At 61.5% G+C, this 20,217-nt stretch carries 18 protein-coding genes; 8 read left to right on the top strand and 10 right to left on the bottom strand.

Going from position 1 to position 20,217, the window contains the following annotated elements; genetic code table 11:
* Window positions 1–41: 41 nt before the first annotated feature.
* The 9 genes from NN2_RS14035 to NN2_RS14000 form a co-directional block, all read right to left on the bottom strand.
* Entirely contained in the window at window positions 42–668 is a 627-nt protein-coding gene (locus NN2_RS14035) for an MT-A70 family methyltransferase (RefSeq protein ID WP_063013773.1), read from the bottom strand.
* Complete coding sequence (locus tag NN2_RS14030; RefSeq protein WP_063013850.1) at window positions 665–1,420, bottom strand: replication-relaxation family protein; 756 nt, start codon at window positions 1,418–1,420, stop codon at window positions 665–667. The genes NN2_RS14035 and NN2_RS14030 overlap by 4 nt, the downstream gene beginning before the upstream one ends.
* Window positions 1,421–1,662: 242 nt before the next feature.
* Window positions 1,663–3,846 carry a type IV secretory system conjugative DNA transfer family protein gene (locus tag NN2_RS14025; protein WP_063013771.1) on the bottom strand — a complete coding sequence of 728 codons (2,184 nt, stop codon included), beginning with the start codon at window positions 3,844–3,846 and terminating at the stop codon, window positions 1,663–1,665.
* Window positions 3,836–4,066: a hypothetical protein gene (locus tag NN2_RS37175; protein ID WP_155525634.1), complete on the bottom strand. Its 231-nt coding sequence runs from the start codon at window positions 4,064–4,066 to the stop codon at window positions 3,836–3,838. Before NN2_RS37175 ends, NN2_RS14025 begins: the two co-directional genes overlap by 11 nt.
* Before the next feature lie 204 nt (window positions 4,067–4,270).
* Window positions 4,271–4,477 carry a hypothetical protein gene (locus NN2_RS14020; RefSeq protein ID WP_227462793.1) on the bottom strand — a complete coding sequence of 69 codons (207 nt, stop codon included), beginning with the start codon at window positions 4,475–4,477 and terminating at the stop codon, window positions 4,271–4,273.
* Complete coding sequence (locus tag NN2_RS14015) at window positions 4,474–4,713, bottom strand: hypothetical protein (protein WP_155525633.1); 240 nt, start codon at window positions 4,711–4,713, stop codon at window positions 4,474–4,476. The genes NN2_RS14020 and NN2_RS14015 overlap by 4 nt, the downstream gene beginning before the upstream one ends.
* A gap of 14 nt (window positions 4,714–4,727) precedes the next feature.
* Window positions 4,728–6,188, bottom strand: a complete 1,461-nt coding sequence (locus tag NN2_RS14010) for a hypothetical protein (RefSeq protein WP_063013767.1) — start codon at window positions 6,186–6,188, stop codon at window positions 4,728–4,730.
* 62 nt (window positions 6,189–6,250) lie between these two features.
* On the bottom strand, window positions 6,251–7,456 hold the full coding sequence (locus NN2_RS14005; protein ID WP_063013765.1) for an OmpA family protein: 1,206 nt from the start codon (window positions 7,454–7,456) through the stop codon (window positions 6,251–6,253).
* Between the two features lie 108 nt (window positions 7,457–7,564).
* Complete coding sequence (locus NN2_RS14000) at window positions 7,565–8,125, bottom strand: hypothetical protein (protein ID WP_155525632.1); 561 nt, start codon at window positions 8,123–8,125, stop codon at window positions 7,565–7,567.
* A 478-nt stretch (window positions 8,126–8,603) separates the two neighbouring features.
* Here NN2_RS14000 and NN2_RS13995 point away from each other — a divergent pair, with 478 nt between their 5' ends.
* Together NN2_RS13995 and NN2_RS13990 are read left to right on the top strand one after the other, a co-directional pair.
* Window positions 8,604–9,320: a MerR family transcriptional regulator gene (locus tag NN2_RS13995; protein ID WP_063013761.1), complete on the top strand. Its 717-nt coding sequence runs from the start codon at window positions 8,604–8,606 to the stop codon at window positions 9,318–9,320.
* A 148-nt stretch (window positions 9,321–9,468) separates the two neighbouring features.
* Window positions 9,469–9,753 (top strand): DUF3892 domain-containing protein, encoded by a 285-nt coding sequence (locus NN2_RS13990; protein WP_063013759.1) that lies wholly within the window; start codon window positions 9,469–9,471, stop codon window positions 9,751–9,753.
* Between the two features lie 200 nt (window positions 9,754–9,953).
* On the opposite strand, the gene NN2_RS13985 is transcribed toward NN2_RS13990, so the two are convergent.
* Window positions 9,954–10,421, bottom strand: a complete 468-nt coding sequence (locus NN2_RS13985; protein WP_063013757.1) for a hypothetical protein — start codon at window positions 10,419–10,421, stop codon at window positions 9,954–9,956.
* A gap of 285 nt (window positions 10,422–10,706) precedes the next feature.
* On the opposite strand from NN2_RS13985, the gene NN2_RS37170 reads away from it, so the two are divergent.
* From NN2_RS37170 to NN2_RS13960, 6 genes are all read left to right on the top strand, one after another.
* Window positions 10,707–12,299: a hypothetical protein gene (locus tag NN2_RS37170; RefSeq protein ID WP_155525631.1), complete on the top strand. Its 1,593-nt coding sequence runs from the start codon at window positions 10,707–10,709 to the stop codon at window positions 12,297–12,299.
* Between the two features lie 1,656 nt (window positions 12,300–13,955).
* Window positions 13,956–15,050 carry a TRAFAC clade GTPase domain-containing protein gene (locus NN2_RS37165; RefSeq protein ID WP_227462801.1) on the top strand — a complete coding sequence of 365 codons (1,095 nt, stop codon included), beginning with the start codon at window positions 13,956–13,958 and terminating at the stop codon, window positions 15,048–15,050.
* Window positions 15,047–16,579, top strand: coding sequence for a hypothetical protein (locus NN2_RS37160; protein ID WP_155525629.1), 1,533 nt, complete (start codon window positions 15,047–15,049; stop codon window positions 16,577–16,579). Before NN2_RS37165 ends, NN2_RS37160 begins: the two co-directional genes overlap by 4 nt.
* Before the next feature lie 183 nt (window positions 16,580–16,762).
* The gene (locus NN2_RS13970) at window positions 16,763–17,065 is read left to right on the top strand and encodes a hypothetical protein (RefSeq protein WP_155525628.1); all 303 of its coding nucleotides are present in this window, start codon (window positions 16,763–16,765) and stop codon (window positions 17,063–17,065) included.
* Window positions 17,062–18,993, top strand: a complete 1,932-nt coding sequence (locus NN2_RS13965; RefSeq protein WP_063013749.1) for an RHS repeat protein — start codon at window positions 17,062–17,064, stop codon at window positions 18,991–18,993. Before NN2_RS13970 ends, NN2_RS13965 begins: the two co-directional genes overlap by 4 nt.
* 120 nt (window positions 18,994–19,113) lie before the next feature.
* Window positions 19,114–19,902, top strand: coding sequence for a hypothetical protein (locus NN2_RS13960; RefSeq protein ID WP_063013747.1), 789 nt, complete (start codon window positions 19,114–19,116; stop codon window positions 19,900–19,902).
* The last annotated feature ends 315 nt before the right edge of the window (window positions 19,903–20,217 follow it).

The raw sequence follows: 20,217 nt of genomic DNA, 5'->3' as shown, positions 1-20,217 counted from the left end.
GTACGGCCGCAGGACACCGACGAGTCGGTACCTTGCTAAGCTCAGCCCGCTCGGGGGCCGGGACGGGCGCGTGGATGTTCGAGGGGTCCGCGTGCTCGTTTTCTGTCGGAGGGCACTGGATAGCCGGGAATCGTGATGTTCGAGTGGATTTCGTTGCCCCACGCGTCCCACCCCGGTTGCGCCCGGCGCGCGAACAGCTCCAAATAGGGTCCGCTACTGACTCTTTCGATGATGGCGTACTGCTCTTCGGGCTTGTGACTGTGGTCCTGCACCGGTGCCATGAACCACGTCGGTTGCGCCCGGAAGTTGACCTTGGCCTTCCCTCGTGTGCCAAACAGGACATGTTCGGTCATATGCCGCAGATAATTGCCGAGTTGCAGGCGCGGCTTGACCCAGGTCAGTGGGGAGCGATAGGTGAAGCCCCAGGCTTCCATGACGTCGTAGCCTGCCCGCCATGATCCATTGGTGACCCACAGCCACAGGTGCGCATCGTCTTCGGCCAGATCGACAACCGGCATGTTCTTGATCTGCTCGACGGTCATGAGCGGGTAGTGCTGGCTGGCGCCGCGTCCGCCTGCCTGGTCAATATTCCACGGTGGGTCGGCCATGATCGTGCGGTAGCGCTTCTGGGGCGGACTGTGATGGTGAATCAGGTTGTCTTCGTTCATATATCGACTCCTTTCTGCATAATGGGAATGAGTTGGTCGGGCGCGATGATGCGGAACAGATCAGCGGGAAGCCTGCGGTCCTTATCGATCGCCTCGCGGAGGGCGATGCGCCGGCGTTCGGCCTTGGCGTCGGTATCGGCGCTCATGCTCCAGACCACGAACGGAAACGCGCCGTCGCTGCGGTCCTGTTCGATGCCTTGCCGTCGGTAGGCGTCGTACTCATGGCACTTCTTGAGCAACGTCGGGATGCTCTCGGTGCCCATATCGATCTCGATAAAGGCCGCGTCGACGTACTCGCTGCCGGGCGGGGAGGCGGTTTCGGCGTAGAGGTCCGGCTTGAGGGTCAGTCGCGCGCCACCGACGCCCAGGTAGGTGCGCCAGGCGGCGGGCTCGATCGCGCACCGTACCAGCTCGATACGTTCCTCGCGGGCGGCCTCGACTAGGGCCACGTGGGCGGACGCGATACCGAGTTGGTGGTCGAGAAACCGTTCCGTTGGTTCACGGAACGGCCGCCGAGACTGCCGGGCCGTGGCTTGCCGCAGCAACCGATCGCCCACCTCGTCGACGTAGTGGACCGTGGCAGTGCTGCCCGCCTGATGTCCGCCGATGCGCTGTTTCAGGGCACCGAGGACGCGGTCTCGCCGTAGCCGGGCCAGCACCCGCTGGGCGGTTCGTAGCCCGGAATCTGGTGGCATGTCGCCGAAGTGCAGTGCGTGGATGTGAGAGACGGTCAGGTAGCGATGTTCGGCCACGGACCGCAGGATGGACCAGTCCCGGTGACTCAGCTGCTTGGCCACCTTGCCAAGGTCGCGGACGGGCCGTTTTCTGGCGGGTGTGGTGCCCGGTAGGGCACCATCATTCGGCTTCCGCAGGGACCGAACTGGCGGGGCCAGAGGGGGTTTTGTGGTGGAGGCGGGACGAATAGCGGGACGAATACCATCAACAGATGTAGTTTCTCCGTCGCTTCCGCTCCTGCCGCGTGATCGTTCCGTCGTCATGCTTGTCTCCTTCGCCGCCGAGGCGCACCATCTGCCTCGCCGTTCACCTGGTCGAGCAACTCGGCGAACCCGGCCTCGATCTCGTCCAGCGGCTGGCCGTAGCGCTCCCGGCTGACGCGCCGGATCTCGTTCGGGTCGCTAGTCTCCGGCGGCGGTGGCAGCGTGACGCCGGAAGCCCACGGCTGAACGGTGTTCTCTCTCATCAAATTCACGTAGACGTGATGCGCAGGCAGCGCGCCGAAGTCCTCGGGCGCGAGCACGGACTGTCCGGTGGCCATGTCCTTGGCGTCGCCGGCCTGGAGTTGGAAGGTGATGCGGCTCCGCGCGTTGTTACGAAAGGCGTCGAGCATCGCCGGTGGCAGCTGCTTTTGGTACTGGTGGGCCAGATGGAAGCCAGCGCGCAGGCTGCGGGCGGTGGCCAGCGCGTCACCGAGATCGGTTGGCAAGCGCAGGTAGTCCTGTACCTCGTCGATGTAGACCATGACCGGGGTGCGGGTGTCTTCGGAGGTCCCGGCCCGTTCCCGGATCGCCTGCCACAGTTCGGCCAGGATGATTGCGCCGAGCAGCTGCGCCGCCTCGGGTCCGATCACGCCCTTCTGAAGCGGCACCAGCAACACCTTGTTCTCGCGGAGCACTTGTCGGATGTTGAACTTCGGGCTGCGCTGCGCCAGAACGGCTCTCAGTTGTTTCGTTAGCAGTGGACGCAATTTGTTGGAGAGCGGCGCGATCTTCGTGTCCACCGCCTCCGGCGACATCGAATCGAACCACGCCCAGAACGGTCCGGCCGCAAACGGATCGTCCCGGATGACTCGCTGCGTCAGTGAACGCCGGAAGCCAGGATTGGTGAGTAGCAGCGGCAGCATGGTCAGGCTGGCGTCGTCGCGCTTGGCCAGCACCTCCAACGCATTTCGCAGAATGTCGGCCGACCGCGGCCCGAGATCGCCGTGGATGGCATGGATAGTCCCGAACAGCGAATCGGCGATGACTTCGGGTGTGCGGCCCTCGCTGTGCGCCAGGGGATTTATGCCGACCGGTGCTTCATCGAGCGCATCAAGGAGGACGATGTCCTGTTTCCGGTGTTCGGGAATGCGGGCCAGGATGTCAGACACCAGGTCCTTGGGCTCGATCACCACCACCGGTCGGCCAGCCTGCAGGTCCTGAACGATCAGGTTCAAGAGCAGCGTCGACTTGCCAGTGCCGTTGGGGCCGATCACCCAGGTGTGGCGCATGCTGTCGAGCACGTCGTAGCCGAGCGTGCCGGAGACACCGGGCGCGTTGGCCTCGGCGATCACGCGCTCACCAGTGAGGAGCGCCGGGGTGGGTCGCACCGGCTTCGGGTGCAGCGGCGGCTGCCCCGGGAAGCACTCGTCGCGGTCGCTGACCGGCCAGGCCAGCAGATGGCTCAGTTCCGGCACACTCAGCGGTTGAGAAGGTGCGAGCATCGACCACGTCGCCTTTGGATCGTTGATGTTCTTCGGCTTCTCGTCCGCCAGCTTGAAGTGCACCCCGGCCGTTTCCACTGTCCCGATGGCCGCGGCCAAGCCGAGCAGCAAGGATTTCCGTCGTTCCGCGGTGCCGGCCTCGACGCCGATCCGAATCACCGCCGCGAAGCCGTGCTGGCCGAGTTTGCGAATGAGAGCCTGGCGAGCGTTCGGTCGCCGGTCGGGAAGCAGCCCGCTCCAGACCTTGGAGGCTACGGACTGCTGACCGCCCTGCGCCGGTTCGACCGGCGGCAACATCGGCTGACGGCGGGGGCCGAGGACGACCTGAATGACCAGGCGCTCAGAGTCTTTCACCGCCGTCAGAGCCGAGAGGATGGAGCGGCTGGAGGCCACCCGGTCGACTGGCTCCAGGGGCCAGTCCGTCGCCGTCAGTTTCAGCCGGCGAGCCGTGACAATCCCCCCGCGCTCCTCCGCGTCGAACGGCGTCACCACCGACCCAGGCACCAGCTGCTCGACCGAACGCCGAACACCAGACGCATGCCGAAGTTGGCTGCCAACAAGGTATTTCACACCGTCGCTCGTTGAACGGGCTTCGAGGATCAGTTGCGGCGCGTGCTTCTGCGCGGCCCAATGGCGGAGTAGCGACGTGGCTGCTCCTTCACGGAAAGGGCTGGGCCAAAACAGGATCTGCCAGGCGAGCGAGTCTGCGGCCAGTTCTGATGCTGAGTCAATCGTCATGGCGATCCTCCTTTCGATTGCTGCGGGTCTTCTCCGAATCGGTATCGGCGTCAGCCTCGGCCAGCGCGATGGCGATGACGGCGCGGCTCAGTTTGTAGAGGTCAGGCGGGGTACGCTTCTCGCTACGCACGGTGATCTTGCGTTCGCCCCTCGTCGATGCCTTACGGCGCTTGGCTTCGCGGTCAGCGCGTCTCGGATTGGTTCTCCCTGTTTTTGACATAGGTGTCCTCCTCGCTGAATTACGTTGGTATTTCGGTGATTACGTGAATCGTCGATGCGACCAATTCTTTGCGTGTGCGCAAGAATTACAGTTGCCACTATGTTGTGCGCGTGCGCAAAAGGCAACGAGCGTTGCAAAAACAACTACGCCGACGCGAATATGCTTGCTAGAGGTCAGGATTGACGAGACTTCAAGCGATTTCGTTCACCACCCGGCACGCATTTTTCGCCAGATGATGATGCCGCCAACCACGAGCGCGATCAGGCCGATCACGCCGAGGATCACCGCCAGCGTCGGCCACATCGACTGAATCAGGCTCACCGCGAAGTAGATTGCGATCACCCCGAGCAGGATGGCGATGCACGCCCGCTTGAATGCCTCGGCCATGCCCTGGGGCGAATCGCCGCTCACCGTGGCCACCGCCGTACCCACTCGATCGCCTCGTTCGCGACCAGGCCCGCGAACGCCAGTGCCAGCAGGCTGCTCGTTGGTGCGAGATCTTCCCGTTCGCCGGCATAGCGCTCGATCTCGCCGGTGAGGCGCAAACTGCGCCTCACCACGAAATTGACCAGCTCACTGCAGGTTTCGAGATCATCACCACGGGGCACTTTGGGTTGCAGTTCATTCAGGACGACGCGGTGGTTCATCGGACGCTCCATCCTCACCACTCCCCGCCGAGGTCGTCGGTGTCGTCGTCCGCCTCGGTGGGCGTGATCGGCACCAGGGCTGTGCTCGTGGAGATTGTCCGGCGCGGATTGTCCCTCGCGGGCGTAGTGGCCTCGGCCACCAGTTCGTCCAGGCGGTCCATCAGCTCGATCAGAATGGACCGGTCGACGCCGACAGACGGCCGCAGCAGGTTGCCGTTCGGACTGCCACCCTGGTCGGAAAGCGTTGCCTCTGGCCCGCATCCCTGGTGGTACGACCGGGCCAGTAGCCGCACCTGATCCGCCCCCTTGAGCGGTGCGCCCATGCCAGTCAGCGTGGCCGCGAAGACACGCCCCGCCCTCAGCTTGAGCGGCGGCAACTGGGCCGCGAGGCCATCACACTGGCGACGCAGCGCCACCCGCTGCTGTTCGATCGGTGCCAGTGCAGCGGCCAAGTGGGTGACCTCATCGGTCTGGAGCGAGCCGTCGCGGAACTTCGTCGCGAACACCACCACGTTCACCACGATCACGATGAGCGCGAAAAACACGCCCAAGATGGCCGCGCCGGTGATGCCGCCGCCCGCCGCCACGCTGTCGCTGATGATCCGGTAGGCCATGACGATCCCGGCTCCGACAGCGAGCGTCGTCGCCAAGATGACGAACACCAGCGGCAGGAGGCGCGCCGGGCCCGCGGGCAAGGCGATGCCACCGCGAAAATTTCTGTAGCCCTTCAGGTCTCGGCCGAAGAACTTCAGCCCCACAGCCACGGCTGCCGTGCCCAAGCAGGCGAAGACGATCGCGGTGGCCAAGGGGATGATGCTGCCGCCCCAGGCCGCGCCGCTACCACTGGCGATGCCGGTCAGGTCGACGTTGAACACCTGCGCCAGGAAGTACAAGAACACCAGGCAGTCCGCCAAGGGCATCCAGGTCGCGAATCGGTGCAGCCACACCGGCACGCGCCGATGCTTCAGGCTGCCTCGGTCGCGTTCCTCGGTGATGGTCGCGCTGACGGTCTTCATGCGCTCACGCGCCTCGCGTGCCGGAATGACATCGCCGTTCATGCCGGTAACCGGCTGCTCGTCCAGCCGATCCAGTTCGCCGCGCACCGTGGCCATTTCGCCCTTGATGACAGCGGCCTGGTCCACCAGCTGGCCGAGCTGCTCGGCACCGCGCTCGCGAGCCTCCTCGGCCGCCAGCATGCCCTTGCTCATAACCAGGGCTTCCATCTGGCTGAAGGTGTCCGGATCGCGGGTGACGCCGATCCGCCGCTGTTCATCGACCAACGCCAGCACCTGCGGCAGCCACTCGCGCGGGATCGGCTTGCCGGTCGCCAGCGACAGGGCAATGTCGCGCCTGGGCACATCCGGTGGCGATGACGTCGGATGGGTGCCGGTCGTCGGCGGCCTGGTGATCGCGGCGGGCAGGGCCTCGTTGCGATCGACGTGCCCATTACTGGGCGCAGTGGGTTGGATGGTCATGGCGGGATCTCCAATCTGGTTGGGGGATAGGGATTCTGAGGAAGTAGAAGAGTGGCCGGGGATCACCGGCCGCCGCGGTGGAAGGTCAGCTCGACGCGCCGGTTCTGCTGGGCCCGCAGCTCGTCGAAGACGCCGCCGACGATGTCCGGCACCACCGGTTCGCTGGCCCCCTTGCCGGTGACGGTGCCGAGCTGCCGGGTCGGAAGGCCCAGCGCCACAAGCCGATCCGCCACCGCTCGGGCACGTTGGCCGGACAGGTCGCTGTCGTCCCGGCCGCTGCCGGTGTCCGCGATGAACCCGGTGATGTCAATGGACTGGACGTCGCACGAGGCGGCGGACGCAACGATCGGGCGGAGGGCATCGTCGGCATTCGCCGGCAGGACGGCGCTCTCCGGGGCGAAGTGCAGCATCGAATCGTTCAAGTTCGCCCAGACCGGGCAGCCACCTTCCGTGATGGCGTCCGGCACTGGCACCACCGGCACCGGCATGGTGGCCACCGGCGCTAGCGCGGACGGCGCGCCATGCGCGACAACGCAACTGGCCGCTCCGGCTCGCTGGCAGATCCCGGCCCACAGTTGTTCGACAACGGTACGGGCGAACGGCGGCAACCCCGGTTGCGATCCAGCGGCGATACCGAGGCCATGGAACGTCACGTGACGGCCCTGAAGGTTCGGGATACGGCCCTGCCGGCCAATGCTGTCGATGATGCTGTCCGGCTTAATGTTCCAGCCGATCACACGCAGATCGACTGGCGCGGCCGTGGTGATGCCCGAGGATATGACTGCGATGTCGCCGGGCAGCTGGCTGGCGCGGTCGAGCAGGTCCAGGAGATCGAGACCGGGCTGATCGGCACGGTTGTTGGCGAGCGTGTTCGCCAGCTCGTGCAAGGAGGCGGTGATTTGGCGATCGGCGTCGGCGGTGGCGTGCTGCACCTGTCCGTTCGGCCGCAGTGGCGTCAGGTCCTTCGTGGTGACGGTGCCGGTGGCCGAGGTCAGTACATGCACGGCGGCGTCGCCGGGGCGCTTGGACTGCTTGGCCATGGTGGTCAGCTTGGAGATGAGCGAATCCGGCAGGGCCGTACGCGGTTCGGCGCTGGTGGTCGTGACGACGATGGTGATGGCGGCGGGCGCCTTGTCCGTAGGGTGCGAGGTGCAACCGGTCATGCCGAGCAGCGTGGCCAGCGACAGAAGGATCGCGACGCCCGCGGCGAGGCCGGCGCGGACGCGACGACCGATTCGCCTGTCGGGGGTTACGGTGGGAGGGGCCATACGGGGACTCCTTATCTGGGAATTGGAAGGCTTGGCGAGGGATGAACTCGGATGGTGCGTAAGTGACCTGGTGCCGGATGGCCATCCGGCACCAAGCGCACACGCGCGTCACCTTGGCCAGCAGTCGATCGCCCAGACGGCGAGCAGCCGCAGGTAGCCGGTGCTCAGATCCCAGGCATGATCGGCACTTGCCGGAGCAGCGGCGTAGTGGGCGTTGGCGAAGATGGTGATCTCCGCGCGCAGCTCGCGGATGTTCCGGAAGACGAAGGCCGTGATCTCGTAGACGGTCTCGGCATCATCGCCCTCCGGGATGGCCAAGCCGCCGCCGGTGGGCTTGGTCGTGGCCAGCGCCGATGTGGCGATGGTGTCCTGCTGCGCGGCGTCGAAGTCTGGATCTACCTCAGCGGCTTCGCGTGGCCACTGCCGAATCCACTCCAGCAGACCGGTGTTCATCCAGCCGGTGAGTTCGCCGGCGTGTGCGGCCACCGTGGGGGCAGCGTCGACGTGGCCGCTCAGGAACCGGCGCAACTTGTTGTCGAAGACGGTCTGTTGCGCCAGCGCGAAGTTCGCGATAGCCGACGCCGCGGCGGGATCGTCGCCGGGCGGGACGAGCGGCTTCAAGTCGCCGGATAGGCCGATCTGGACGTAACCGGTTGGCATGCTTGACATGCGGGTGCTCCTTGAGAGTGGTGGCCGGATGGCCGGAATGGTGCAACGAGATGTTGCTGAGTGGGAGCTGCAGCGCTCCCGTTTGGACGAGGTCAAGATTTACCAACCGCAAACTTGCGTGCCAAGCGAGATCAAATTTGCGGGCTAATATCCGATATAGTTGCAGCTCAACGAGCTTTTATGCCCGTTATGGGCAACTCTGGCTGGAGCGCGCAAGTCGCCTGGCCGCTTTGAAATCGACTTTGCGGATCGATTCGCGGATACTTTGCGGGTGAATGATTCGATGGCGTCGGGGTGCTGGGCTCGCGCCGAAGCTGTGGGCGAAGTGATGTTCGAGCTATCTCTCCGCGGCAGTAAGCGCACCGGCCGCTCTGCGTGAGCCGGGATGTCGGACACGTCACCTACACTGGTCGTGTGGCCATATCGGTGGCATGCCGTACACTACTGGTGTACGGAACGACAGTGAAGGTGATACGGATTGGCGACCGAAGAGAACGGGTTCTTGGAGTACCTGCAGCTACAAGGCAGTGACAAGCTGGTCACCAAGTCCGAGCTGATCGCCGCGGTCCGCCAGTCCGGTCTTCGGTTGACCTCTCGCCAGCTGACCTTCTACGCCACGACCGCTGGGCTCGTACCCCATAGCGTGCGTGTCGGCTCCCGCGCGGGGGCGTACCCGGCAATCGTGGTCGACTTGATGAAGTGGATCTTGCGTGCTCGCAAGGTGGGCGTCTCGATTGAAGCTTTGAAAGAACTGCTCCCGCTTTGGAAGTACCTTATTCAGGCGCGATCGGCCGGAGTGGTGGACTTGAAAGAGCTGGAATACATTGCACGCCAGCACGTCGAATCGTCGGAGGGGGCAATCAACGTCCCGAGACTTGTCATCGACACACTCGGCCAACTGCCGGAGCGCGCCGTGGAGATCGTTGACAAGGACGGGCGGCGGCGGCGATCGATCGAACCCGAGACGACGGTCGGGTTTGCGATCGCTCGACGGCAGGCCGATGAGGAGGGCGGGGATGGCGACCCCAACTGGTTCGTTGTCACTCGCATTACGTTGGCGTTGCCGCCGAACTACTCGACTGATCCCACCACGGTCATCCTCGGCCTGAAGCCTAACGAGAAGCTTCCGCCTGATCCCGACGATCAGACGGTCGAAACCTCTGTTGCGGCGAAGCAGGAGGAGGTGAGCAATTGAGAAGCCACAGATACAAGTAGCGAGGCGGGCATTGGTAGTGCCCGCCTCGCCGTGAAGGCCGCTACGCAACCCTCGATACACCCCAAGCGTACGGCCTTCACTTCGCAGAGCAAATCGAAACGACGAAAGTAAAGGTCAGAAGATCAACATGGCTATTCGTATCACTGCCATCCATCTGGAGGGCGGCTACGGTCACGAGCATATTCAGCAGGTGCAGTGGACCAACCCCGCAACCAATGAGACTCGCAAAAGCTCTCGGGCCGAGATTGTTGCCTGGATCGAGAACGAGGACGGTAAGGCGTACGTCGAACAGCCGCCGGCTCCGCGGGCCTGGGTTCATGTGGTCACTCCGGGAGGCGGTCGCGCGAAGTACCTTCAGACCAAATCTGATGGTGTCTGGTCGAACAACCTGCTGTCGTTGCCGAGGTTCTAGGCAGCATAAGTAGCTCACACATGAACGGGCGCACCGGCTTCCGACCTAACGGTTCCCTTCGGTGCGCCCGTTCTGCGTGTGCTGCTCCTGCTCCAGAGGTCCTCACCGACTGTTCAGTTCGGAGCAAGGAGAAGCCCGCGCCCCGGTGTTCGGGGTGCGGGCATGCGGGGGCGCGCTAGTGGGTGCGGTGGATAGATCGGTTAGTTGAAGGGTAGGCCGCCCGTTGGGCCGCTCTTATCGATAAAGCCGCGGCGGACGGGTTGGTGGAAGCCGACCGTTGGCCAGCTGCCGTTTGCTCCGGCGACGAGCGCCAAGATTGGAGCCAGGTCGATGGGCGTTTCGCCCTTCGAGTGGGAGGGAGTCAGGACCTTCGAGGCCCGGCGAGGCCACCTCTGTATCTCCTTGAGGGTCTTGGGGTCGCGTTCGATGTAGTCCATCTTGGCCGGGTCCTTCCACAGCTCGTCGACAACGACGGCGAAGATGGTCGGCACCAGTTGTAAGAACTCATGCCAGACGTCCTCGGCGCGCGCCGGGTTCAGCCATGGATAGTGGACGCCTGAAAAGATCCGGCATCGTTCGTACCCAAGCCAGATGTCGAACCAGGTCCAGAGATCAGTCGGGAGGTCCTCGGGAGCATAGGCCTCTAGCAGGATCGGATCGTTCTGCATGCTCCGAAAGAAATCCTCACAGGCACACCTGATGTGTTCTGCGATCGGACCTACACCAGTCGCATCCTGGTTGTCGGCAGTCGGCCTATCGGGATCCCTTGGCGGTTCTGTGTCACCACTTTTTTGCGACATAAGAGAAATCCTCTCTCTCATGCGCGCCCAACGTTTGTAATAACACAATCGTTAGCGTAAGTAAATAGCTAGAGTTTTTGTACCTACGGGCGATTCCAGGTTCGAAGCGTTAGAATGAAACGCTTATCCGAGCGGCTTGCAGATGGGGGATGGATGACCGAATCGCACTCTCTTGGCGTGCCCGACCCCACCGTCACCATGAGGCAAGAGGCGGCCGAAGACCTGAAGAAGTGCTGGGTAAATGGAACCGGTGTCCTGGTCGGCAAGGATGGTCAACTGAACGAGCACTTGCTTGCTTCGTTGAGTGATCTTCAGGCACTGGTCGCCTACCTCCTTGCCGACCAGAACCTGGACCTCACGCAACCCGCGGTCTTGCATGCAGTATTACGCACGATTCATCCGTCAGATGCTGACATCACCGAAGAGTTGATGGGCGCTCCTCGTGAATATTTGGAATCGCGAGACGCGCGCACGCGGGTGGCTATGGCATGGGCAATCGGCGTTCTGATGCGAATAGACGGAAAGTATCCGCAGAACGCTGGCGGCACTCGTAGAGATACGCCTGGCAGCGGGCGACGGAGATATATCGACGCCGCAATCGGCATAAACCCTTTCCAGCTGAACGACCCCAAAAATGAGAGCGATAAGCGCAGCAAGAGCCTCGACGTGTTTCGTGAGGCGTATATCGACCACCTCGTCGAACAACTCACCACCCCGGAAACTCGGGATCGAGTTGTCCGTACTGCGCGGGCGAAAATGCAGGAGTCGGCTGTCCGGGAGCCCACCGCCGATGCTCCGGTCACCCGTCTCCGGCCAGCGACCCCCACCTCCCAAGTGGATGGTTCAGCCGAGGCCGACACGCATGCTTCGGCCCGCGATACAGAAGCGGAAGAAGGCGGGGCAACAAACAAAGCAGGCGCAGAGACCGGGTGGACACGGTATTGGAAGCACCTTGCCGCCTTTGGCGCTGTCATAGCGCTCGTAATCGGCGGAACGATCATCTTCGTCCACCGCGGCTCGGGCAGCGCTCGCCCGAGTGTGGTCGCCGGAGCAACGACCGTGGCGCCGAGTTCGACCGACCAGGCAGCGCCAGGCATCCCGCTCTCCCCGGACCACGTGTGTGAGAACTCGCCTCCGGCGACTGCGGTGGGGCAGGTCAAGGTCGAGATCTGCGTCGAGTACTGGTGCACCGGCGATTTCCACGCCGCGAATGGCGTCGACACGATTCCCGGCCGGGGCCAGATCAAGTTGCGTCCCTTGCTGTTCAATAAATCGCCCTTTGCGGTCGATATTTCGATCTCGCCGAACGCAGCAATCCGTCTACTGGTGGTCACCCCGAAAGATCCGAGCGTCTGGTGGCAGCCTCCGCCAGTCACCTCCCAGGCCGGCGACCGTCCGGTGCCGATCAAATGGAACGGCCAGGATACGTGGGCCGTCCCGCCCAACGCCCCTCATGACGCCGTCCGCATCGACCTGCCCGGCAACATGTACACGTATGACGGGTTCGCCACGTTCTGGGACTTCACCATGCTCGCTCCCGGTGAAACAGCGTTCAAACCGCTGCGCTTCGACGATCAGCACCACGCCATCCAGGAGGGCGATCTGGTATTCAACGTGCCCCTCGACGACCAAAGGGCCAGCACGGCACGGGCGCTGGTGCTCGTCGACCGCAACGACCCCACGAAGATCCTGGCCTCCAGCGACACGACCACCTGGCCGAGGCCGTCGGATCTCAACTCGTTCTGAAACTGTCGTCCGCAGGTGCGATTACGGGTTCAGTCCGCGGAAGCGTACATCGAAGACTACTTCATGAATGGTGGTCCGAGGACGGCGCCTGTATGACACCAGCGTTAAGACATAAGCTAGTCTTTTGCCGTGGCGCCGAATTTCCCGGTCGCTCTAAGATTACTATTTACTTTTTAGAGCAAAAATGTTATAAATAGACGTGGGGGTCATCTCAGGTAGGGAGTCGAATGCATCACGAACGTGGTGCCTCGACTCCTTGCCTGAGATCTCTGGCGCGACCGAAGAGCGCGCTCGCCTATCGAAAGATATGGCGTTCCAATGAGTGACGGCAAGGAGATTGGATGTTTTTGAAAAATGCATCTTCCAGTTATCTGCGCCGGTCCTGCTTGGATTCGCGCATTGGCCTTTATCATGTACGGACCTAGTTCGCTAGTGCCCGCGAGAAAGTTGGCAGCAAATGTCGCTTGTCGGCAGTACAGCTCGCCCGCCGAGGTAGGGATGTCATCCGGGTATGTCGGATCGGTATGGCTCTGCGGGCCGAATCATATTGAGGAGTTTACCGCCGCTGTTGGCCGGCCTGGCGCTGCGCTTCAAGCGACTTACCTGGTTGTACGTGTACGCGACTGGCCGAAAGTCCGTCGTCAGAGCAGATCCGTGTTTGGGTGGTCTCAGTAACGTATTTCGAATATCATTCGATACACGCGCTAGAAGGCTTCCCACGACTACCCCGAGAGATTTCCGGCAGCGCCGGAAATCTCTCGGGGGTTTTCTATCGCGACTGTTTAAAAGATGAGGACAGTTTGGTTGCTATGGATAGACTCGACAGTACGATTGTGTACACTGGAGTGACCGCCCTACTGTTCGCGTTTCTACTCGCGATCATCCAGGTGGCATGGCCCGGAGGTGTGCCACTTGCAGGAAGGGCTCGGGTATTCGGTTATGAAATGACTGCCTACCGTAGACGAAACCGAGATCTATGGGGCCTGCTGCTAGTTGGCTTAGCGTTGCTATTCTACGTGGCTGATTTTGGTAGCAATATACTCGGGAGCGTCGGGGACGCATTTGGGAGGTTGTGGTATCCGGCGAGATACGTGGGCGGAACACTTGAATTCCGTCCAAGTATCGTATTAGCCTGGGCGACGATTGCCCTAGTTCTTCTCCGGGCATTCGCGCTCGTAGTTGCCCGAAGATATCCTGACAAAATTAACGTTTACTCTAGGTCGGCCACCGCAGTTGCCGGGATCTGCCTCGCTGTAGCGGTGGGCTTCGGCGTGTCGGCAGTATTTGAGCTGAATTTATGGCAGACTCTGGTGTTGTATGCTCTCATTGCAGGCATTTACTTCGTCTTGAAGTCGCAGTTTATTTCCGACCTCTTCAGGTTATCGTGGCAGAGACTCATTCTGCTATGGCGCTTCTTGTTGCAAGGAATCGCTCCTCTACTTGCTCGATTGGTATACGTATTTTGGCGCCTTGCCAGAATGATCACGCAAGTACCCCGCATTCTTGAGGGACCCCTGCGGCGGGCTGAGGAGCGTGTGCGAAACCCCGATACACAACCCAGTCGGGCAGCGCAGAAAGCCGAGCAATTGTTGGAGGAAGCTGAAGAAACTGAGCGAAGGGATAACCGATGATGATGGAGGATTTTTTAAAGTGGAGATGATAAAGTGTCGCCATTGCCTGCAAGAGTATCCGTTAACTGAAATTTACGGTTTGCAGCGCTTCGGCATGCACGCTCAAATGATGCGACACTCGGGCCAGGATCTGGAAGGATGGCCCGAAGGAGCTCGGCCGTGGTCTGAGGTTCGTCCCGCTGCGGTCGATACTTCTCGTAGGCGAGTTAGGTTCAAGCGGGCTGACAAATATGCGAACGCCACCAATTTGGGTGGCGGATTCGACCCGTACTGTCCATATGGACATGTTGTGATAGATGCGCTTGCTGACAAGCCTTTCGTCATAACGGTGGCCGGCAACGTCAATGCGGCGAAATCAACGTATCTGCTCGGAACAGCTGCTGAAATCTTCGCAACGGGCAGGTTGGGGCCGGTCGGCATCTCTGCAAGCATCTTGCCGTCACAAGTCGACGCTTTGAGAGCGAAAATCGATCTAGTTTACGGTGAGGGTCAACCATTACCCCCGACCCCCGAGGAGGAGGTCCATGAGGGGTACGTCGCTCGATTGCAGCTTCCAGATGGTACTCGCAGGAGTCTTGCGATGTTTGACGTCTCTGGAGAGGTCATAAGGAATGTTCAGAAGTCGGCGCAAAGCGGGCGTTTCCTATACGAGAGCGATGCGATCATACTACTACTCGATCCGGACGGATTTCCGGACCGAGATGCATTTATGAAACCGATAGTTCCAGGGACAGATTTGGCTGGCCCGCAGCAGGTCTCTACACTTGCGGATGGCATCGAGCAAGTGACTGAGCGCAAGGTGAATATACCGATAATTGTCACTGTGTCGAAAGCTGACAAATTCGGATCTTGGTCAGTCGATGTGCCGCAGCCGAAAACGCTGCAGGAAGTAGACAAGTATCTTCGAGAAGAATCCAAACAGGTGCAAGAATTCCTCATCTCCGAAGGGCTTGAGCCTGTTGTCTCGACAGCTATTGCACGGTTCGGAGAGGAAAAGACTGGTTTCGCGCGAGTGAGTGCTTTGGGTATGGATTACGGCAAGCAGGAATTCGGCGGAACCTTGCGCCCCGATGGCTGTTGGCGCCCGGTGGCTTCCGCGATATCGCTGGGTGGTATGTGATGGTATTAGTTGGACAGGCAATCTATACGTGGTCCAATAAGAATCTCTTCGGACAGTCGGGATTTGGATTCGTTGCAGTATCACCCGGCGTCGAAAGTAGACTGCAATGGCTGGCTCAGGAAACGAGACAACTGACCCTGTTTGAACCTTTAGCTGGGCATCCAGTTGTCGATCCAAAGCTTCAGGAAGCTATTCTGCCGTTCAGGGAAGTAATCGATGGAATAGCGATCACGGGGTACAAGACCTTCCAAGGTGAGGATGGAAAAGGAAGGCCGGGGCGGTATTGTATCCAAATGCTCCTCTCGGACGCTTTCAGTCTTCCTGTGTCCTGCGTCGCTTCGTTAAACCCGCAGCTTCTGGTTCGGCCTCGATCGCTCGATGTTGATTCCGAGCTTGAGCTTCGGGACCTCGATTCAGACGAACTGGTTCCTGTAGCGGCTAGTTACGGCGATGGGGCGCGAGTAGGGGCGCTCATAGCACGGCTAAGAGAGAGCGATTGGAGGTATCTCGATATTTCTGCCGATGAGCTTCCCTATCTGGGCGGTTTGATGGGCCTACTTAGCGAGATATGGGATGTGCATTCCAGCATTGCGGTGCATCAAGTCTATCCTGAGCCGTTGTGGAGGCTCGTAATTCGGGCTGAAACGGATCGAAGCGATGACCGGTATCCGGATGGTATTTCTTCTTCACGACCATTTATCGCTCAGGCCGGTGATGAAGAGTGGATGATTTTGCGCGACCGACTCGGCGCAGCTAAAACGCGTCGGGATCTGGCGGTGGCGTGGGACATGGGGAGTGTCGGCAGTGTGCAGGGGAAGCCGAGGACTGTGGATGGGAATCGGGTCGCATCTGCTATTGAGGCATTTGCTAACGGACGAGGGGCAGAACTGTGCGATATGTTGAATTCGCAGTCTGGAGTTCGCAATTCGCAGTTGCGAGAAGTTGTCCTTGAGTTCCTCGCGAACAATAACCGGCGGATGGTCGCGCGCGACTCCGATACAACAGGCGTTAGCGCGAGTCTTCTCGCCGCTTATGAGGGTGCGTGGGGAAAACGCAATAGGAATTTGTCTAGAATAATACCCGATTCGGCTGTCGAGCTTGCTACCCTTGCCCAAGCAGCCTTGACGCCATCCCTCCTAGAGGAGATTGCCAAGTTAAACCAATCTGCAGACAAAACTAAACACGTGACCCTTTCAGATCCTTCTGTTCAACCGGAACTGTGGCGAGTTATTAACCAACTTTGGTCCCGTGAAGATACCGCAACGGGTATAATTGCCACTTTGCGCCTTTCGGGCGTCACTAACACTAGTCTTATCGGGAAGCTGCTTGAGCTTCCTCGTCAGACGATTCCTTACGATTGGCTGTTTGAAGAAGTAATCCCCGCGACCTTCACCGTGTCACATGGTCTGAAACTCGTTGCCGAGAATTTCGACGAATTCAAGGATTATGCGAATCTTAATCAATATTACTGGAGGATGTTCAGGTTCGACAAGCATGCTATGCGGTTTTGGAGGCGCCTTCGTCGCTAGTTGGATTAGGTGTCGGCCGCCCGCGACTTGCGCAAGGAAACGTTGATTTGGCGTTGCATGTATGCCCGCGTTGAATCGGTACACCGAGAGTTCTGGTTCCGGTCGTAACCCGATACTTGTACTATCGCCGGGTATTCAATGCTGTGGAGGTTAAGCCATGGCGTGACGATCGAGGGGGCACCGATGACGATGAAGGTCGATCCCGACGCGCTACGTGCGTGGGCGAAGTGGCTGGACGGACTGTCCGGCGAAATCGACAGGCTGCGAGACGGATTGACGGAGCCGGCCGAAGCGAGCGACCTGTTCCCCGGTGTTGACCTCGGAGCAAGTATCTACTCGGCCCGCGACCAGGTGAAGGGCGGCTTGACCTTCTTCGCGGCTCGGCCGCAAGAGATGGCCGAGATCGCCAAGGGGGTTGGTGACAAGTACGAGATCACCGACGACGACTTCGCCGCGAAGCTACGTGAGATGGGTGGGCTGAAGTGAGCCCAGAGCCGGGCCGTCCGACGCTGAAGATCTCCGATGTCGAGAAGTGGAAGCCGGACGTGCTCGGCTTGTGCGCAACACAATTCGACAAGGTTGTCACCAAGGGTGATCAACTGCTCCAGTCCATGCTGACGACGCAAGATGACCTCGCCGAGTCGTGGAAGGGCGCCGGGGCCGATGCAGCCGCGTCGCGGGTGACGAGCGAGAAGACCGCGGGCAGCCACCTGATGGAGAAGATCGCCGGGCTCAAGACCGCCTTCACCACGCAGCAGACGGAATTGGCACACGCCAGGCAGTTCGTGATCGACAAGCGAAACCTGATCGTAGGCATGGGCTTTGAGGTCGCCGACGACGGCACAGTGACCGCGGAGGCCAAGCGAAAGGCAATCCAAGCTGCGGCCGGCAACTCGCAGCAGGAACCCGCCAACGTGACTATGGCAACGCTGCAGGTGGGTTACGAAGCCCAGCAGCAACATGTTGCGATGCTGGGCGCCCTGCAGCACGCCGAGAACACTGCCGTCGGTGCAAAGGCGGCGATCGACATCGCGAACCAGACGCTCAACCATGTCGCCATGTACGAGCTGCCGCCCAAGCAGATTCGCGCGATGTTCCCAGGCCTGACCCATCCAGATACTGCGAAACCAGGTGAGCTGCCGCCCGTGCTTGGCGGCGCGTTGCAGCTGGAGCAAGGCATCCCGATCACGGTGACAAACGCTGACGGCTCGACGACCACCACCACGCCGAATCCGGACGGGACGCTCACCGTTTCGACGTCGGTGCAGCAGCCGGATGGCTCCACTGTCATGACCGAAACCACGGGGAAGCAGCCGCCGATCACCACGGTCACGACGAAGCCCGACAGCGCTGGCATCACCAGCGTCACGGTGACAGCCGCGGACGGCAAGTCGCAGCAGTTCCAGAAGGTGCCCGAGGGCAACGGTAAGACCAGCACGTACGCCGTCAACGCCGACGGCTCGCGCGGGACGAAGGTGTCTGAGTCGTATCCGCAGAACGGCGGCACGACGACGGACCGCTTCGGGCCGGGTGGTGTCATCGAACGCCAGTGGCAACGCCCAGACGGCTTCCGCGCGTTCGAACAGTACGTCCCTGGCCCGGATGGACAGCCCAAACTGGCCGGCACGGCCAATTCGGCTGGCATGCGCTCGGTTATGAATCCCGATGGCACGATCACGACTACCGACGCGCAGGGCAAGACGGCGCAGACGGCCCAGCTGGCTGATGGTCGGATCGTCACCAAGTTCCCCGATGGCTCGGTACTCCAATATGACCCGAACCAAGCGCCCGCCGGAGCGCCCAAGCAGACGATTTGGGACAACACCAAGCTTTGGGCGGGTACAGAGTGGAACAGCTTGTACGGTTCGAGCAAGGACACCGTGATTCAGCATCCGCTCGCGACGGGGTTCGCCGGAATGACTGCAGGGTCGGCTCCTTTCGCCGAGGCAGCTGGCAACTCGTTGGCCGCCCAGGCGCAGGCGGCGATGGTGGATTCGCAGGCATCGCAGGCCCGAGCACTTCAGTTGCTGGATTCCGGGACGCCGGGCGCCGGGCACGCGTTTGTCGGGGCGATGGACTCCGCCACCGACGCAGCCAGCAAAGCCCAGCTGAGCCAGTTGCTCAAGTCCGACGGGAAGATGCTTGGCGGTGTCCCGTTGGGCGCGGCGGTCAATATCTACACGAACTATGACGACTGGAGTCACGGCAAACCTTTGGACGAGGCGGCAGCCAACGCAGCCGGCGGGACGGCAGGTGGCTGGGCTGGCGGCCTTGCCGGAGCGGAAGCCGGGGCATGGGCTTGCTCAGCGGCCGGGCCGATCGGGTCAGCCTTTTGTGCTGGCGCCGGAGCTGCACTGGGTGGCTTTTTCGGCGGCTCGTTCGGTGCATGGGCCGCTGAACAGCCCTTCAAGTAGCCTGACGCAGGAATCGAACCAGGAGGATGCCGGTTGTCCGCGAACACGAGGATCCAATCACCGCTACTTCCGTGGCCGAGCGAATGGGGCCCGCAGCGTCCTCCGGCCAAACTGCTGCTCGTGCTGGGCTTCTTTAGTTTGTGTTTCCTGATCGCAATCCCCTACGCTATCGACTTCGCAACCCATGGAGACACGCTGAGGGCGTTCTATGGCGTGCTTGGTGGGGTCGTGGCGGCGAGCTTCGTGTTGATGCTGTTGCCCAGTTTGCGCGTCCGGCGAAAGAGCCTGCCGGCCAACCTGCACGTCGGCCCGAGCGGACTGTTGATCGAGGTCAAATCTTCGTGGCGCCCGGTCATGATGCTTTGGCTCGTGACAGGCGCGATCTTCCTGGTCGTCCGCGGAGCGCTGTTTGTGCGTCACCTTTCGAGCGATGACGACGGGGCCGGCTCGGCGATAGATGTCGGAGGGATCGTCATCGTCGCCGTCGTGCTGGCGGTGATCGCGTTCCTCGTGTTCTTTCTGTTTGGTCGTCATCGTCGGTACAACGTCGTTCTGTCCCCGGGCGGGATATCGCAGGGCATGGGCCGTACGGTCCGGACGTTGTCGTGGGACCAGGTCGGTGCGGTGCTGCCAGACATAGTGAACAACGCTCATACGGTGCGCACCTACCCCACGGCAGGTGCACGAGTTGATGTTGAGAACGGACGCGGGTTTCTCGACCGCCTGCAGCAAGGTTTGCTGGAGCAATCCATCGACGTCGCCGCGTGGACACTGGCATTGGACCCGTCGCTTCTGCTGTATCTGATCCGCTACTACTGGCAGCATCCCGAAGCACGCGATGAGTTGACGTCGGATGCAGTCGTTGATCGGATGCGCCGCGGCGAATTGCTCACCGGCGCAACGCAGTAGTGACGTAACCAATGCGCTCACTGAGGAGCCAGCGGTGGCCGTCATGCCCATAGTCCCGCGCATGGAAGGTGCGGCAGATCGCGGCAGACCTTGTCGTCGATCGTGACGGTAAGACCTGAACAGTGTTGCGTTAGCTCCCGTGCCACATCGCGGGCTTGTTCCGCGCTCGCCTGGTAGTCGACTGTGAGGGCACCGGATTCGATACGGATATGGCGCTGGCGCCGGCTCCCGTAGGTGGCTGGCATCGGGCATCACGCTCCGCACCGTCGATGTGTGTCGGCATTGGTCGGCGCGGCGCTGGCGGTCGCAGCGCCA

Source organism: Nocardia nova NBRC 15556, assembly GCF_001613005.1.
Taxonomy (GTDB): Bacteria; Actinomycetota; Actinomycetes; order Mycobacteriales; family Mycobacteriaceae; genus Nocardia; species Nocardia nova.
This window is presented reverse-complemented; position numbering and strand designations above follow the sequence as displayed.